This window comes from Parahoeflea alexandrii (assembly GCF_027214025.1).
Classification (GTDB): domain Bacteria; phylum Pseudomonadota; class Alphaproteobacteria; order Rhizobiales; family Rhizobiaceae; genus Hoeflea; species Hoeflea alexandrii_A.
In genome coordinates, this window is sequence record NZ_JAPWHB010000001.1 from 831,755 (window position 1) to 846,352 (window position 14,598).

A 14,598-nucleotide genomic window follows, 5' to 3' on the forward strand; every position below is an offset into this window, starting at 1 on the left:
CGCTCGCCGCGGCCTCCGCCCCGGCACATATTCGAGAAGCGATGGCACCCGCCGCCGGCGGCGGGCCGGCCTCGCCCACACGCCGCATTTCAGCGCCGCCGAGAACTCCCGGATATCCATGCCAGGCCTCCTGCCGATCCACGCCTCACGCCTCATGCCTCATGCCTCGCGTCTCAATGAAGATCGTTCCGCGGCACGGTTGCCACTGCCAACCGCCACTGCCGGCCGCGCAGCCTTGCCAATTCAGAGCCACCTCCCCGGAGTTCCCGGGGCACACTCTGTCCCCCGTCATCCCGGCTCCCGAGCCGGGATCCAGCCACCGCGCGTCCGCGCGGTGAGAGACTCACATCCACAATGCAGCCTGCGAAGGGTCTCCCGGCTCGCAGACGCTCGCCTGCTGGATACCGGCTCAAGGCCGGTATGACGGGCCGAGAGACACTGCCAAAGGCACCTGCTGCGTTTGCTTTGCGCGCAGCGCATCCAACGCTTCACCTCGTTTCAGCATCGGTCCGATCCGAAAAATCCTCTGCGACGTCTTCGCCGCCGGACATCGCCACCGCGCCCTCGCCACACTCCGCCACTTCACCAAGCTCCGCCGCCTCACCGGCCTCCTCCGGCCCGGCTGCCCGCTCAACCGCCAGCCGCTCGGCGGCGGCGAGAATGAGTTGCCGCACCGTCTGCCGCAGCTGCTCGCGTTCCTGCGGCCCAAGCCGCCCACCCGCGGCGCGGGCCTGATCCTCGGCGATCAGACGTTCCATCTGGTCGATCTTCTCGAGCGTGCGGGCGATCAGCGCCACCTGATCGACCGCCGCCTTGCCCTCGAGTCCGTCCTCGCCCAGCCGCGCCGCCTCGCGGTCGAGGACAGTGCGCATCCGGGCAAGCATGGCGCGGGTGCTCTCGACCGAGAGCTTCGCTGCATGGTCCTCCGGCTGAGGCCCGGCATCCGCCGCCCCCGCCGCTGCGACCACCGCATCCAGGGCGGCCCCGTTTTGCGCACCCGGCGCGGTCATTGGCGCATCGATTTCGCCGCCCGCAGCCGCGTCGCCGGCTCCCTCACCGGCGCCTTGAGCCGACGCTGGACCGGCCGCTTGCTCCAAAGGCACGACCGACTGCTTGATCTCGAACGGCTCGAGCGCCATGAGCAGATCGATTAGCCGGTCGACCAGCGCCGCCTCGCACACAGAAGACGGGTCCCCCGCCGCAAGCACCTCGTCTGCGGACAGCCCCAGCCGGCCGGCGGCAGCATATGCCTCGGTCATCACACGCCTCGCAAAGATCGAAAAACCCGGCCGCGCCACCAGGCTCCGGCCAACAAAAAAGCGCCCCGGAAAAACCGAAGGCGCCTCGCGCATTCATCCAACTCTCAAACCGGCGCACCCGAAGGCGCCACCGCCCTCGCCGCCGCACCGCTCCCGGCGCAGTTCTGTGACGATGACATAACCCTACCAGAGGACCGTGACACCGTCAAGGATTATTTTCCTATCTTTGCAATCAACATTGACCGATTAGGCGATATCGGACTGACAAATCGGCTACCAATGTCGCGGAGTGATCCCTCTTGTCGCAGACCTAAAAGGTCTTGGCGTCGAATTCGCGATGGAAGAGGTTTATAGTGTTGACGACACCGGCCAGCATCTTTGGCAGTTCGTCAACGACGGATACCATTTTGGTGTTTCCGCATTGCGCGAATGCTATCGTCGGGGCGATGTCGGTCTTTGCCTCAAAGTCCGGCTCAGGACTGCCGAGACGGATCCGAAAGAACTCTTTATTTTCTTTACCAATGGCGACAGCCGCAGCTTCTCCAAAGCCTACGATGGAGGGTACGTTACCGGAGGCGTCCTTTCCGCTCCCCCCAACAGTGACTTGGCTGCCGAGCCTCCCGGTCGAGGCAAGCAGGATCGGAAGTCGGTGTTTGTCTATGGCGTTGAGCTCACGGACTACGGCGAGGATGGTGTCTCTAGGCTTCGAAGCCGTGTAAGGCTGTACGGAGCGTATGATGTCTTGGGCAGAGGGGCTAACATCTTCTATCGCGCCCTTCTTACAGGCTTTCCTGAATTCCTGCGCTTTGGTGTAGACGGGGAAGTAGTGCCGTTTCTCAACCGTTTTGCCATTAATGGTCACGAGGGCGCAGAAGAGATGGTCCAAGCTCGACGCGAGTTGGTGGAGGATTTCTCCGGCGAGCACGGCGAACCGAAGAGGCACTGGCTTAGCCTCCCTGACCAGAAAAATATACTCAGTGAAATTCTTCTGGAATTCGTGGGAGACGATGTACGGTGGAGGGTCGGATGCGAAGAACGCAGAGATCTCAGTATTGAGATTCTTGATCAATTCGTCGGCCCGCTCAATTTTCGCTCGAATTCCGAAAAGCAGTTCATGCATGGCTTACCACGACAAGGACAGAGAGAGACGGAGCAGCTAAGGGACGACACCCTGAGTCGTGCGCAAACCACACCTCCGAAACCTAAACGGGAATTGGACAAGGCGAAAGCCGACAACAACATGGAAGAGCTTTCTTAGTGGGAGGCCCTAACCCTTGCCTGTGTAGTCGGACAAGAACGGATCCTGCTGTCCGTTAACAAAGTCAAACCCCGTGAGAAGGGATCTGGTCCATGACAATAAAGTCAGTTCCTGCATCACGTCCCCATCAGTGTTATCCCGAAACTCCCCGTATGCCGCACGGAGCCTTTCTAGAAACCGTTCTTTAAAAGATGGATCGGTTTCAGCGAGAGTTTGAACGATGCAAGCGGCAAGGACAGCCGTACCCCGCATGGAGTGATCTAGAGCAGTTTTCTTCACCATCGCGTCTTCATCTCTACCCGAAGAATAGAAGTATATACCTTTTTTACCTATACGTAACCAGATTGACTAGTTCGGTTAGATTTCAACAACTTTTCCTCTGCCACCCGTAGCACAACTCGGAACGCTCAGATTTTCTAACAAATCTTGTTAATTCCTATCAACCCGGTTAAACTGCCCACATGAAACACGAGCCGATGAAGACCCTCACCATCTCGCTTTCCGCGCAGCAGATCGCGCGGCTGCACGAGGCCGTCGCGTCGGGGGCCTATGCGTCCAACAGCGAGGTGATGCGCGATGCGCTGCGGCTGTGGGAGCAGCAACAGGAACTGCGCGCGCTCGAAATCAGTCGGCTGAAGCGCGCCTATGACGAGGGCATGGCCAGCGGCGAAGGCCGCGTGGTGGATGCCGGGTCTCTGCTCGCTGAACTGAAAGCGGAGCGCCGTGGCTGAGGCCCGGCTCAGCCCCCGGGCCGAGCAGGATATCCGCGACATCTGGCGCAACATCGCCATCGACAATGAACCGGCGGCGGACGCTGTGCTGCGGCGCATGCTGGAGAAGGCCGATCTTGCCGCAACGCAGCCGAAAATGAGCGTGGCGCGCCCGGAATTGAGTCCCACGGCCCGTATCCTCATCGAAGGCAACTACATCCTGATTTACGAGCCCATGCCCTACGGCATCCTTGTCGTTGCCATTGTTTATGGTGGACGCGATCCCGAGAGCTGGATTTAGTAGCGAGACATCCCCCCCTAATGTCTCGCATCCCCGGCGATCCGCATCGCCTCGTCCATCTCGTCGCGCAGCACCGCGAGGTCGCCCTTGGCGAGACCGAGCGTCAGCTGGCCGCCGCCTTCGACTTCCGGCGCCAGCGCCAATTCGTCGGCTGCGTTCATGGCCAGCCCCATCGTGGTGGTCTTCAGCACCTGAAAATTCGGCCACTCCTCCTCGGGCAGGCTCGCCATCACCTGGCCCAAATGGCTCGCGAGCGCGGCAATCGTCGCCAGCACGACCTTGGCGTCGAGTTCGAGGCCGATCTTCTGCCCACCGGCCAGCGCCTAGGCGGCGCGATCGATGCCGGATCTCTGCTTGCAGAACTTGCGGCAGAGCGCCGTGGCTGAGGCCCGGCTCGGCCTCCTACTCAAGAATCCGGCATTTCATCTTGCCGCCATTGGTGCCGTATTTCACCTCCCATTCCTTGCAATATTTCATCGCATTGGCCCGGGAGGTTGCTGCGCTCTTGCTGTACCAGAAGCCGCAGCCCCTGAGGCGTTTGCCGGCGGCATCGCTCCTGCCGGCAAAGGCCCATTCCCACTCCGGATACTCCTTGCGGTACTGGCGGAACTTCCTTCGCACCTTGCTGCAACCGTTAAACGAGTTGGCCATTTTTTTCAGATCGTCGTCAAAGGCCTTGTCCGCATGCGCCGGCGCCGATTGCGACAGCGCAAGAACGGCGCAAGCCAACAGGATCTTCAGTATCTTCATGATGCCCCCCTGCAACTCTGCGTCCCTCACCCGCCCCAACGGTGACTGGTTTCCCGATCGCCGCCGCCGCATGAGCTCAAGATACGCAAAGGCTACCGCCGCGAGGCCGTTCGGGCAATACTCTGGCATGGCCTTAATGCCGCGAACCCTCCGCGATCCGCATCGCCTCGTCGATCTCGTCGCGCAGCACGGCCAGGTCGCCCTTGGCGAGGCCCAGGGTGAGTTGGCCGCCGCCCTCGAGTTCCAGCGCCAGCGCCAGTTCGCCCTGAGGGTTCATGGCAAGCCCCATGGCAGTGGTCTTGAGCACCTGGAAATTCGGCCACTCCTCCTCGGGCAGCGTCGCCATCACCTGACCCAGATGGCTCGCGAGCGCGGTGATCGTCGCCGGCACGACCTTGGCGTCGAGTTCGAAGCCGACTTTGCCGCCGCCCGCCACGCCGAAGGCAAGCGCCACCGAGCGGTTGCGCGGCCGCGCCTCCCCGGCGAGAAGGATTTCGAGTTTCGGCGGCGTGTCGATTGTGTCTGCCACGGTGCATTTCTCCTCAATTCGGGTCCGAGCCTGGTGGCGTTATAGGTGGGGGCTGCAGGCGCCATCGCAAGCACTTGGGATCCCCCCTCCGTTTAACGCACGAAAAAACCGCCAGAGAGAAAACTCTCCGGCGGTTCGAGCTGTGCTTCAGCTGAAGGATGAAGAACGTGTGGCTCTGGAGCGCCGTGCATCACTTGGACGCACAAAGGCCGCTCTAGCACTTTGAATCCAGAGCATCTTGTCTGCATTCAGACGGTTCCGCCCGAACGCAGGATGCTCTAGGCAATGGCGACGATGCCGAGAACGGCAAGCAGGAACAGGACCAGCACCAGGCCGATCAGGAATTTCGCGCCGGTGAGCGCTGCGCCCGACAGCCGGCCGAAACCGAGCAGGCCGGCGACGGCAGCGACAATCAGCAAAATCAGGATCCACTGGATCATGGAACAACCCTCCGTTTCATTTCACCAAGGCTCAACGCCGACATCGGAAAAAGGTTCCCGCCACCACCTGCTTGTGCCGGGCGTCGCCACCGCCGCGCCGCCTCAGCCGGCCGGCAGCAGGCTCATACCGTCGAGAAGCCCGAGCACGGATCAAACGGGCAGTCCGGTTCAGGGAACCGCCACCGTCTCTCCGATCGGCAGCACCGTTACCTTGACGCCGATCTCGCGTCCGGCCTGCCGGAACCGGCGCACGGTATCGCTGGGCCGCTCCGGCGAGAGCTTGAAGGTGCCCCAGTGGATCCCGATCGCCAGGCGCGCACCCACCTCACGCGCGATCCGCACCGCTTCCTCGGGATTGACATGCATGTCGGCCACCAGCTCGCGCGGTTCATAGGCGCCGATCGGCACCAGCAACAGGTCGACGGGGCCGTGCGACCTGCCGATCTGCCTGAATGCAGGCCCGTAGCCGGTGTCGCCGATGAACAGGATCTTCTTGCGTCCGTCGGTTATCACCCAGGAAAAGGCGTCGCCGGTCTTGAGCGCGGTGAGATTGCGCCTGGTCTCGTGGTGGGCGGGTTCGGCGGTGATCGTCAGGCCCTGGAATTGCGTCGGCGCACCCAGCCGCGGGCGGATGATGCGCACGGGGCCGGCCTGCCGCACGATCCCGGTCACGCCCGGAGGGACAAGGACTTCCAGTTCCGGAAACCGGCGCGCCAGCGCGGTCATCGTCGGCAGGTGAAGGTGGTCGTAGTCGCCATGCGAAAGGACGACCGCGTCGATCTCCGGCAGATCGTCGACGCGAATGGGGATGTCCACGAGCCTTTGCGGCAGGGGGCTGACGGTCGACGGCCTGGGTTCGAGCACCGGGTCGGTGAGGAGGCACCGCCCGCCGATAGAGATGATGGCCGAGGAATGGCCGAGCCATGTCACGGCCGCCCGGTCGCCGCTGCAGGCATCGCTCACCCGCGCGGCTGCGGTGGGCACGATTTCGGCCGCATCGCCCACGCCCCAGTGGTAGCGGCCGAGCGCTATGTTGACATGATGGTGGGCCAGGCCAAGCGCCCTGACGGGTGCTGTGGCGACCTCGCCGCGGCGCTCGCCCGGCCCCTGCCCGGTTCCGGACGCGGCGCACCCCAAAAGCAGCGCGGGCAGCACCAGCATGGCGGCCAGCATCATGCTCATTCGCCGTGTGAGGGGACTTGCCGCCCGGTCCGTCGGTGGACTCAATACACAACTCCGTTCCGGTCCCGCACCGTCACCGGTGACGGAAAATTCCGTTCGCAGCGATCCGAGGTTGGCTGTCGGCCGGATTTTCCACCTCGATGCTCCGGCGCCAATCTGCGGTCATTCCGCCCTCCGATCAAGCTGAATTGCGCCTTGCCCATCGGCCGGCAGGCATATGGCTGTTGCTGTCACCGCAGTGCTGCTGCCTGGTCCGGGCTCACGGCTCCTCGCCCGGCCAGTCGACCAGGTAGTCCTCGAAATCCTCGACATCGATGCCGACCTCGCTCACCGTGCGGCCGCGCACCGAGACGCCGGCCTCGTGCACGGTTTCCGGATCGCCCGAGACCAGCGGATGCCACCAGTAGAGATCGGCGCCCTCGGCCACCAGCCGGTAGCCGCAGGTCGGCGGCAGCCAGGTGATGGTGTCGACCTGCGCCGGCGTCAGGCCGATGCAGTCGGGCACGGTGGCCTGACGGTTTTCATAGTCCTTGCAGCGGCAGCTCTCGCCGTCGAGCAGGCGGCAGGCGATGGAGGTCCAGGCGATCTCGCCGGTGTCCCAGTCCTCGAGCTTGTTCAGACAGCAGCGGCCGCAGCCGTCGCACAGGCTTTCCCATTCGGCCTTGGTCATCTGGGAGAGCGTCTTGGCTTTCCAGAACGGCGTGGCGTCCATGAGCGGCTTCCTTTTTGTCATCTCGGCGCGCGTGCAGGCGCGCTGGCGGCTTGTCCTTTGACTGAAAATGCGCCAAAAGCATAGGCCACAGGGGCAAAAACTGTGGTGACATCATGCACCGCGGGAACAGCAACGCGCGACGATGCAGGTCGCCAACGCCCGCAATGGACCAAGACCCGTGCAAGACCCGTTCAATCAGGAAAACCGGCCGCGCAAGCGCTCCAACATCCTTCTCCGCATTGATTCCTGGATCGATTCGTCGATCTGGAACGCCGGATTCCGCGTTGGCGAGATCTGGGAGGAGATCACCATCTTCTTCCGCCGCTTCCGCACCCGCGGGATCTGGAAGGCGGTGTTCGAGATCGCCGGCGAAGGCATGAACGCCGGCACCGCGGGCTTCGTGCTGCTTCTGGCGCTGGCGCTGCCGGCGTTTGAGGAAACGGCGGGCAACTGGCGGGCGCGCGACGATTTCGCCGTCACCTTCCTCGACCGCTACGGCAACGAGATCGGCCATCGCGGCATCATCCACGAGGATTCGGCCCCCGTCGACCAGCTGCCCGACCATTTCGTCAAGGCGGTGCTGGCCACCGAAGACCGGCGCTTCTTCGAGCATTTCGGCATCGATTTTCTGGGCCTCGCCCGCGCCATGACCGAGAACGTCAAGGCCAACTCCGTTGTCCAGGGCGGTTCCACCATCACCCAGCAGCTGGCCAAGAACCTGTTTCTGACCAACGAGCGGACGCTCGAGCGCAAGGTCAAGGAGGCGTTCCTGGCCTTCTGGCTCGAGGCCAACCTGTCGAAGAAGGAAATTCTCAGGCTCTATCTCGACCGCGCCTACATGGGCGGCGGCACCTTCGGGGCGGCGGCGGCGGCGCAGTTCTATTTCGGCAAGGACATCACCGAAGTCTCGATCGCCGAAGCGGCGATGCTGGCGGGCCTGTTCAAGGCCCCTGCCCGCTACGCGCCGCACATCAACCTGCCGGCCGCGCGGGCGCGCGCCAACGAGGTGCTGTCCAACCTGGTGCAGGGCAATCTGATGACCGAGGGCCAGGTCATCGGCGCGCGGCGCAATCCCGCCAGCGTCATCGACCGCGGCGATCACGAGGCGCCCGATTATTTCCTCGACTGGGCCTTCGACGAGGTCAAGCGCATTGCCGCCAAGTTCGACCAGCATTCGCTGATCGTGCGCACCACCATCGATCCGGGCATGCAGGAAGCCGCGGACGCGGCGGTGGAAGCGGGCTTGCGGCAATATGGCAAACAGTACCGCGCCAGCCAGGCAGCCATGGTGCTGATCGAGAACGGCGGCGCCGTGCGCGCCATGGTCGGCGGCCGCGACTACGGCGAAAGCCAGTTCAACCGCGCCAGCCGCGCGCTCCGGCAGCCCGGCTCCTCGTTCAAGATCTACACCTATTCGCTGGCCATGGAAAAAGGCATGACGCCGGACAGTCCGATCGTCGACGCGCCGATCCACTGGGGCAACTGGAACCCGCACAATTATTCCGGCGGCTATTCCGGCCGCATCGACATCAAGACCGCGCTGGCGCGCTCGATCAACACCATCCCCGTACGGCTCGCCAAGGAGCGGCTCGGCGAGGACCCGATCGGCCAGATCATGGCGCAGGCAAAGAAATTCGGTGTCGAAACCCCGATCCGCCGCGACGTGACGATCCCGATCGGCACCTCGGAAGTCACCGTGCTCGACCAGGCCACGGCCTACGCGGTGTTCCCCACCGGCGGCTACCAGTCGCGCCGCCACGGCATCGCGCAGATCCTGAACTACAATGGCGACGTGCTTTACGATTTCAGCCGCGACGAGCCGGCGCCCGAACGGGTGCTGTCTGAAACCGCCGGCGCCTACATGAACCAGATGCTGACCCGGGTTCCCTATGTCGGCACGGCGCGGCGCGCCGCCGTCGACGGCGTTCTGACCGGCGGCAAGACCGGGACCACCCAGGCCTATCGCGACGCCTGGTTCTGCGGCTTCACCGGCAATTTCACCGCCGCGGTCTGGTTCGGCAACGACGACTACACCTCGTCCAACCGGATGACCGGCGGTTCGCTTCCGGCCATGACCTTCAAGCGGGTGATGGACTACGCACACCAGGGCATTGAGCTGAGGGCCATTCCCGGCGTCGAAAACCCGTTCCCGGAACCCAAGTCCGCGCCGCAGGTGGCCAGATCGGCCACCGACGAGAACGGCAACCCGGTGCCGGCGCGGCAGCGCTCGCGCTCGCTCAACCGGGACACCACCGAGGTCCTGCGCGGGCTGGTGGAGAAGTTCAACAGCGCCATTCCGCTTGGCGCGCCCGAGCGGCTGGCCGCTGTCAGCGACCAGCCGGAACTTGTGCCGGCCACCGCCGAGCAATGATCGGCGGCAACGGGCTCGGGCAGTCGTGCATATCCCGATCTTTTCAGGACGGGTGACTGGTTATTGGCGCGGTATTGTGCTTTTTCGTCACGCGCGATGCGGTTTGCGCGCACCATGAATCCCAAGGCGTGGCCGCGGCCACGCACCCGATCTGACGAAGGAAGCCAAGCCACGTGTTTCGTCTGCCTGCCCTGGTTGCTCTGACGCTGGCGATCGCTTTTGGCGGTGGCGCCTGGTCGGCCTCGTGGATGCTCAAGGCCACCTCCGGCTTCGGCGCCATCACGCTCGGATCGTGGAGCGCCTATCCCGACCTGCAGACTGCCGACGCCGATCCCTTCGCCAAGGCGCACCGCGCCGGCGACGGCAAGATCCTGCTCGGCCGCGCCGAAGGCCTGGTGTTCACCGCCCGGAGCGATGAAACCGGCGCGGCGCTGTCGGGGCGCTGCAGCTATGAAATCTCCGGATCGACACCGCCGTCGCGGTTCTGGACACTCAGGGTCGCGGACGCCGACGGCATGCCGCTTGAGGCGCCCGAGCGGGTTCCCGTCAGCCTGAATTCCTGGACCACGCTGCGCAACATCGACGGCAGCTTCCGCATCCGGCTCGGCGCCGCACCCCATTCAGGCAACTGGATCTGGCTCGATTCGCCAGGCGGGGTCAGCTTCGTGCTGACGCTGATCGACACGCCGACAGCCGCCTCGGTCAGCATGGTCGAGCTCGACATGCCGAAGATCTCGCTCATCGGGTGCGCCGATGCGTAGCGCCCTGCTGGCCATCGTCATCGGCCTCGTGGGTGCTGCGATCATCCACATCGTCATCATTCTGGCGCTGCCAATGTGGACCGGCAAGGATGCCTGGACCCGTGTCACGATGCTTGGCGCGATGAACCGGTTCTATGCGCTCGCCAACGAACCCAACACGACCGGGCTTCACAACGAGGATCCGCATATCCGCAGCGCCGTCTGCCGGTTCGACATTTCCGATGGCCCGGTCCGGATCATCGCTTCGGGCGACGTTCCGATGTGGACGGTCTCGGCCTACGACACCGCGTCAAACGAGACCTACTCGATGAACGACCGCTCGGCCATCGGCACCGGCGTCAACATCACCTTCGTCACCCCGACCCAGATGCTGCAACTGCGCCGCGTCATGCCGCGGGCGCTGGAACGGGCGGTGCTGGTGGAACTCGGCCAGCCCCAGGGCTACGTCGTCCTGCGCGCCGTAGCGCCGACCCCGAGCCAGCAGCCGGCCGCAAGGGCCTTTCTCGACACAGCAGTGTGCACGCGCATCACCATCGATCCGGCCTGACGGCCATCCCATCGGCGCGAGCTGACCGCGGCGCTCAGCCGCGCTCTCTCCAAAACCCGGTCAGGGCAGTCTCAGCAGGACGGGCACATATCCCGCGGCCTGAAGAAGCGCCACGCCTTTGACAACCGGAATGAGCGCAAGAAAGTAGAGCGAATCCCCGAACGCGCGCACAAGCACCTGGGGTGAAAAGGTAATCTCGGAGGGAGTGTGGTAGAGCCTGACATTCGGCCAGAACTGCGGAGTGCCGCTCTCATAGGCCGGGTAAACGTCGGCAAACTGTGTTCGCAGGAACGCGGCCTCCTTTTTCGCCGTGATCGAGAACACCAGATAGCTCATGCCCGCCAGGAAAAGCGCGACCACGATCGAGCCGAACACCAGGCCGACCCCGAAGACGCCGATCGTCGAGAACAGGTAGAGCGGGTTGCGGGTCATCGAATAGGGACCCGCCATCACCAGTTCGCTGTTCTTGCGCGTGCCGACGTAAAGCGTGCTCCACAGCCTGCCGAACATGCAGACCAGAATGAAAACCACCCCGGCGGTTTCGAAGGCGGCACGCAGCAAGGAAGCATCATCCCACTTCGGCCCGGCGACAAACAGCAAGGCGATTGCAGCGACTGCGAGGAACTTGACAATCACCTGCCGCCTTCTCTGGTTGAAGGGCTGCATTGGGGTTGAATCCGTCATGGGGGCATCCTGAATAAAGGCTCGAGTTTCGTGGCGTCTAGCTTTTGCGACACCTGAGCTTCAATGGCAACCAGATTACGGCTTGCCCGATGGTGAATTAAGACGAAAGAACCGCTCATAGGCCTGGCCGGCGCGTCGGTCGATGGCCGTCTGGTCCAGTGGCGGTTCGCGGCCGATGACGCGGCGGATCTGGAGATCCCCGACCAGAAGGCTGAGATAGAGGACGACCGCCTCGCCGGTGTGGTCGAAGGCGAGCGCGCCTTCCCGCCTGGCGCGCTCCAGAACCTCGCCGATCAGCGGCGCGATCGTCTCCCTGCCCCGCTGAGAAATCGCCGCCCCGAGTTCGCCGGTGGGATCGGCCGCGGCGGCGCGGTTGAGCTGGATGGCGCGCGGGCTGACCAGCAAGGCCAGCAGGCGCGGCCCCAAAGCCCTAAGGATATCCAGAGGCGGCCTGTCGCCGGCCAGGCCGTCTTCCAGCAGCTGCCTGACCTCTTCGGCGTTGCGCACGACCAGCGCCTTGAACAGGCCGGTCTTGTCGCCATACCAGTTGTACAGCGTCTCGTTCGACGCCCGCGCAGCCCTGGCGATCGCCAGCATCGAGGTTCCGGCATAGCCCCTGGATTCCAGCACCGCATAAGCCGCGTCTTCGATCTTCTCCTGACGGGACGCCTTGTTTTCATCGCGCATGGGACACTCCGGGTGGTTGACGAAAACCGTAATTCAAATTACGGATAAGCGCAACCGTACACTCAATTACGCTTTTGGAGACGCCTCATGCCCCACCCGACCCAGACCTCGACCGCCGCGCTGGCCGTGCTGATCATCCTGCAGGCCGTCATGCTCGGCGCGCTTTATGCCGGCGTGCCGCCGCATCCGCCGACGGCCACGCCATTGTTCGGCATAGCGCCGTTTCTCGGGGCATCCATGGGCGCGGCCGTTGCGGCCGTGCTGCTCGGCGGCGGATCAAGCCGGTCCGGCCAGGCGCTGTGTCTGCTGGCCGCGTTGATGGCGCTGGTGTCCTTCGGACCGCAGAAGTATCTCGATGCCCAGTTCGGGCTGATCTGGCCTGCGGTGATCGCCGCTCAACTGGCCTGCCTGGCGCTGTTTCGGGACATGCTCCGGCACGCAAGGTCCGCAACGGTCACGGGCCGGCAGGAGGACCAGGCATGATCTCTACCCGGATCCTCCCCCTGACCTCGCTCCTGCTGACAGCGGCCATCTTCGGCTTCTTCTATGCCTGGGTCTGCTCCACCATGTGGGGGCTCGATGCCGCCGATTCGGCGGTTGCCATCAAGGCCATGCAGGCGATGAACGCCTCGGTGCGCAACGCCGTGTTCTTTCCGGCCTTCTTTCTGACGCCCGTGGTGCTTTCGATCACCGCCGCCCTGCTGGTCCGCAGCGGCCGGCGCGGCGCCGCTATCTGGTTTGCGCTGGCAGCCGGCGTCTACCTGGTGGGGGGGCTTGGCGTTACTGTGATCGTCAACGTTCCGATGAACGAGGCTCTGGCGCTGGCCGCAGTGCCCGACGCAACGGAGGCCGCCAACCAGCTTTGGCAAGCCTATTCCCTGCGCTGGCAGGACTGGAACCAGATCCGCACTGCCGCCAGCGGGCTGTCGGTCATGCTGACGGGCTTCGGATTGTTGAAGATCGCCTGACGCCCGGGCCGCACGCCATCAAGACCGCCCGATGCCAGCGGGCATCGAAGCGGATTGATTTCAATCAATGAGTTTCGCTCCGCCTCCCTATATATATTGAACATTGTATATATACGCCGGAGTGGATTTTCCGGCCCAAGGGAGGCTAAGTGCATGAAAAAGGCAGATATTGTTGTCCTCGGCGCCGGTCTCGGCGGCATCTCCATGGTGTTCGACCTCAAGGCCGAACTTGGCAAGGATCACCGGATCGTTCTGGTCAACAAGACCGAAAGCTTCCAGTTCACCCCATCCAATCCATGGGTGGGCGTCGGCTGGCGGACAAAGGGCGACATCACCATCGAGCTGGCGCCGCTGATGAAAAAGCACGGCATCGACTTCGTCCAGGCCTCCGCAAAGAAGCTGCACCCGGAGGAAAATCGCATCGAGATGGAGGACGGCAACTCGGTGGGTTACGATTACCTGGTGATCGCCACCGGGCCCGAACTGGCCTTCGACGAGGTCGAGGGGCTTGGTCCCCAAGGCCACACCCAGTCGGTCTGCACCGTCGACCACGCAACCCAGGCCAATGTGGCGTTCGAAGCTTTCTGCGCCGATCCTGGCCCGATCATCGTCGGCGCGGCGCAGGGCGCGTCGTGCTACGGCCCAGCCTATGAATACGCCATGATCCTCGACAAGGAACTGCGCAACCGCAAGATCCGCGACCGGGTGCCGATGACCTTCGTCACCGCCGAACCCTATGTCGGTCATCTCGGCCTCGGCGGCGTCGGCGACACCAAGGGCATGCTTGAGCACGAGATGCGCCAGCGCAGCGTCCGCTGGATCACCAACGCCAAGGTGGAAAAGGTCGAGGCAGGCATGATGACCGTGTCCGAACTCAATGACGACGGATCGGAAAAGACCAAACACGCGCTCGACTTCAAATACTCGATGATGCTGCCGGCCTTCCGCGGCATTACCGCCGTGCGCGACATCGAGGGGCTGGTCAATCCGCGCGGCTTCATCGTCGTCGACAAGCACCAGCGCAACCCGAAATATCCCAACATTTTCGGCATCGGCGTGGCGATCGCCATTGCGCCGCTCGAAAAGACCCCGGTGCCCACCGGCGTACCCAAGACCGGCTACATGATCGAGAGCATGGTGCTGGCGACCGCCAAGAACATCAAGGCGTTGCTCGAGGACCGCGAACCGAAGGACGAAGCCACCTGGAACGCCTTCTGCCTGGCCGATTTCGGCGACCGCGGCGTGGCCTTCCTGGCGCAGCCGCAGAACCCGCCGCGCAACGTCAACTGGGCCTCGGAAGGCATGTGGGTGCATCTCGCCAAGGTGGCGTTCGAGAAATACTTCATGCGCAAGGTCCGCAGGGGTATCACCGAGACCTATTACGAGAGCGCGATCATGAAGATGCTGGCGATGCACAAGCTGAAATAGAGCGCGCAGGC

General features: G+C 63.8%; 18 protein-coding genes. 8 read left to right on the forward strand and 10 right to left on the reverse strand.

Going from position 1 to position 14,598, the window contains the following annotated elements; translation table 11 throughout:
- Window positions 1-488: 488 nt before the first annotated feature.
- Together O4H62_RS04070 and O4H62_RS04075 are read right to left on the reverse strand one after the other, a co-directional pair.
- Window positions 489-1,259, reverse strand: a complete 771-nt coding sequence (locus tag O4H62_RS04070) for a hypothetical protein (protein ID WP_269385826.1) — start codon at window positions 1,257-1,259, stop codon at window positions 489-491.
- Between the two features lie 310 nt (window positions 1,260-1,569).
- Complete coding sequence (locus O4H62_RS04075; protein ID WP_269385827.1) at window positions 1,570-2,379, reverse strand: hypothetical protein; 810 nt, start codon at window positions 2,377-2,379, stop codon at window positions 1,570-1,572.
- A gap of 614 nt (window positions 2,380-2,993) precedes the next feature.
- Here O4H62_RS04075 and O4H62_RS04080 point away from each other — a divergent pair.
- Window positions 2,994-3,248: a ribbon-helix-helix domain-containing protein gene (locus O4H62_RS04080; RefSeq protein ID WP_269385828.1), complete on the forward strand. Its 255-nt coding sequence runs from the start codon at window positions 2,994-2,996 to the stop codon at window positions 3,246-3,248.
- The gene (locus tag O4H62_RS04085; protein ID WP_269385829.1) at window positions 3,241-3,528 is read left to right on the forward strand and encodes a type II toxin-antitoxin system RelE/ParE family toxin; all 288 of its coding nucleotides are present in this window, start codon (window positions 3,241-3,243) and stop codon (window positions 3,526-3,528) included. The genes O4H62_RS04080 and O4H62_RS04085 overlap by 8 nt, the downstream gene beginning before the upstream one ends.
- 17 nt (window positions 3,529-3,545) lie before the next feature.
- Here O4H62_RS04085 and O4H62_RS04090 read toward each other — a convergent pair whose 3' ends face one another.
- The 6 genes from O4H62_RS04090 to O4H62_RS04115 all read right to left on the reverse strand — a co-directional run bounded on the left by O4H62_RS04090 (window position 3,546) and on the right by O4H62_RS04115 (window position 7,141).
- Complete coding sequence (locus tag O4H62_RS04090) at window positions 3,546-3,803, reverse strand: hypothetical protein (protein WP_269385830.1); 258 nt, start codon at window positions 3,801-3,803, stop codon at window positions 3,546-3,548.
- Window positions 3,804-3,930: 127 nt separating this feature from the next.
- A complete protein-coding gene (locus O4H62_RS04095) occupies window positions 3,931-4,278 on the reverse strand; it encodes a hypothetical protein (protein WP_269385831.1) in 348 nt (115 codons plus the stop codon).
- Window positions 4,279-4,411: 133 nt separating this feature from the next.
- Window positions 4,412-4,807: a hypothetical protein gene (locus tag O4H62_RS04100; RefSeq protein WP_269385832.1), complete on the reverse strand. Its 396-nt coding sequence runs from the start codon at window positions 4,805-4,807 to the stop codon at window positions 4,412-4,414.
- Window positions 4,808-5,085: 278 nt separating this feature from the next.
- Complete coding sequence (locus O4H62_RS04105; RefSeq protein ID WP_269385833.1) at window positions 5,086-5,247, reverse strand: DUF1328 family protein; 162 nt, start codon at window positions 5,245-5,247, stop codon at window positions 5,086-5,088.
- Between the two features lie 168 nt (window positions 5,248-5,415).
- On the reverse strand, window positions 5,416-6,423 hold the full coding sequence (locus tag O4H62_RS04110; protein ID WP_269385834.1) for an MBL fold metallo-hydrolase: 1,008 nt from the start codon (window positions 6,421-6,423) through the stop codon (window positions 5,416-5,418).
- Window positions 6,424-6,688: 265 nt separating this feature from the next.
- A complete protein-coding gene (locus O4H62_RS04115; protein ID WP_269385835.1) occupies window positions 6,689-7,141 on the reverse strand; it encodes a YcgN family cysteine cluster protein in 453 nt (150 codons plus the stop codon).
- Between the two features lie 142 nt (window positions 7,142-7,283).
- On the opposite strand from O4H62_RS04115, the gene O4H62_RS04120 reads away from it, so the two are divergent.
- The 3 genes from O4H62_RS04120 (at window position 7,284) to O4H62_RS04130 (ending at window position 10,820) form a co-directional block, all read left to right on the forward strand.
- Window positions 7,284-9,512: a transglycosylase domain-containing protein gene (locus O4H62_RS04120; protein ID WP_269385836.1), complete on the forward strand. Its 2,229-nt coding sequence runs from the start codon at window positions 7,284-7,286 to the stop codon at window positions 9,510-9,512.
- A gap of 173 nt (window positions 9,513-9,685) precedes the next feature.
- A complete protein-coding gene (locus O4H62_RS04125) occupies window positions 9,686-10,273 on the forward strand; it encodes a DUF1214 domain-containing protein (protein ID WP_269385837.1) in 588 nt (195 codons plus the stop codon).
- On the forward strand, window positions 10,266-10,820 hold the full coding sequence (locus tag O4H62_RS04130) for a DUF1254 domain-containing protein (RefSeq protein ID WP_269385838.1): 555 nt from the start codon (window positions 10,266-10,268) through the stop codon (window positions 10,818-10,820). Before O4H62_RS04125 ends, O4H62_RS04130 begins: the two co-directional genes overlap by 8 nt.
- 60 nt (window positions 10,821-10,880) lie before the next feature.
- Here the strand turns inward: O4H62_RS04130 and O4H62_RS04135 are convergent, their stop codons facing one another.
- On the reverse strand, window positions 10,881-11,504 hold the full coding sequence (locus O4H62_RS04135) for a methyltransferase family protein (RefSeq protein WP_269385839.1): 624 nt from the start codon (window positions 11,502-11,504) through the stop codon (window positions 10,881-10,883).
- Window positions 11,505-11,579: 75 nt separating this feature from the next.
- A complete protein-coding gene (locus O4H62_RS04140; RefSeq protein WP_269385840.1) occupies window positions 11,580-12,191 on the reverse strand; it encodes a TetR/AcrR family transcriptional regulator in 612 nt (203 codons plus the stop codon).
- A gap of 87 nt (window positions 12,192-12,278) precedes the next feature.
- Between O4H62_RS04140 and O4H62_RS04145 the strand changes: the two genes are divergently transcribed.
- The 3 genes from O4H62_RS04145 (at window position 12,279) to O4H62_RS04155 (ending at window position 14,587) form a co-directional block, all read left to right on the forward strand.
- A complete protein-coding gene (locus tag O4H62_RS04145; protein ID WP_269385841.1) occupies window positions 12,279-12,674 on the forward strand; it encodes a hypothetical protein in 396 nt (131 codons plus the stop codon).
- Window positions 12,671-13,159: a DUF1772 domain-containing protein gene (locus O4H62_RS04150; protein WP_269385842.1), complete on the forward strand. Its 489-nt coding sequence runs from the start codon at window positions 12,671-12,673 to the stop codon at window positions 13,157-13,159. The genes O4H62_RS04145 and O4H62_RS04150 overlap by 4 nt, the downstream gene beginning before the upstream one ends.
- 153 nt (window positions 13,160-13,312) lie before the next feature.
- Window positions 13,313-14,587, forward strand: a complete 1,275-nt coding sequence (locus tag O4H62_RS04155; protein ID WP_269385843.1) for an NAD(P)/FAD-dependent oxidoreductase — start codon at window positions 13,313-13,315, stop codon at window positions 14,585-14,587.
- The last annotated feature ends 11 nt before the right edge of the window (window positions 14,588-14,598 follow it).

What these genes read in the sequence shown, in the direction of transcription:
- O4H62_RS04070 (WP_269385826.1), bottom strand. Translation starts at nt 1,259, where the DNA reads ATGACCGAGGCATATGCTGCCGCCGGCCGGCTGGGGCTGTCCGCAGAC.
- O4H62_RS04075 (WP_269385827.1), bottom strand. Translation starts at nt 2,379, where the DNA reads ATGCATGAACTGCTTTTCGGAATTCGAGCGAAAATTGAGCGGGCCGAC.
- O4H62_RS04080 (WP_269385828.1), top strand. Translation starts at nt 2,994, where the DNA reads ATGAAGACCCTCACCATCTCGCTTTCCGCGCAGCAGATCGCGCGGCTG.
- O4H62_RS04095 (WP_269385831.1), bottom strand. Translation starts at nt 4,278, where the DNA reads ATGAAGATACTGAAGATCCTGTTGGCTTGCGCCGTTCTTGCGCTGTCG.
- O4H62_RS04105 (WP_269385833.1), bottom strand. Translation starts at nt 5,247, where the DNA reads ATGATCCAGTGGATCCTGATTTTGCTGATTGTCGCTGCCGTCGCCGGC.
- O4H62_RS04110 (WP_269385834.1), bottom strand. Translation starts at nt 6,423, where the DNA reads ATGATGCTGGCCGCCATGCTGGTGCTGCCCGCGCTGCTTTTGGGGTGC.
- O4H62_RS04115 (WP_269385835.1), bottom strand. Translation starts at nt 7,141, where the DNA reads ATGGACGCCACGCCGTTCTGGAAAGCCAAGACGCTCTCCCAGATGACC.
- O4H62_RS04120 (WP_269385836.1), top strand. Translation starts at nt 7,284, where the DNA reads ATGCAGGTCGCCAACGCCCGCAATGGACCAAGACCCGTGCAAGACCCG.
- O4H62_RS04130 (WP_269385838.1), top strand. Translation starts at nt 10,266, where the DNA reads ATGCGTAGCGCCCTGCTGGCCATCGTCATCGGCCTCGTGGGTGCTGCG.
- O4H62_RS04135 (WP_269385839.1), bottom strand. Translation starts at nt 11,504, where the DNA reads ATGACGGATTCAACCCCAATGCAGCCCTTCAACCAGAGAAGGCGGCAG.
- O4H62_RS04140 (WP_269385840.1), bottom strand. Translation starts at nt 12,191, where the DNA reads ATGCGCGATGAAAACAAGGCGTCCCGTCAGGAGAAGATCGAAGACGCG.
- O4H62_RS04145 (WP_269385841.1), top strand. Translation starts at nt 12,279, where the DNA reads ATGCCCCACCCGACCCAGACCTCGACCGCCGCGCTGGCCGTGCTGATC.
- O4H62_RS04150 (WP_269385842.1), top strand. Translation starts at nt 12,671, where the DNA reads ATGATCTCTACCCGGATCCTCCCCCTGACCTCGCTCCTGCTGACAGCG.
- O4H62_RS04155 (WP_269385843.1), top strand. Translation starts at nt 13,313, where the DNA reads ATGAAAAAGGCAGATATTGTTGTCCTCGGCGCCGGTCTCGGCGGCATC.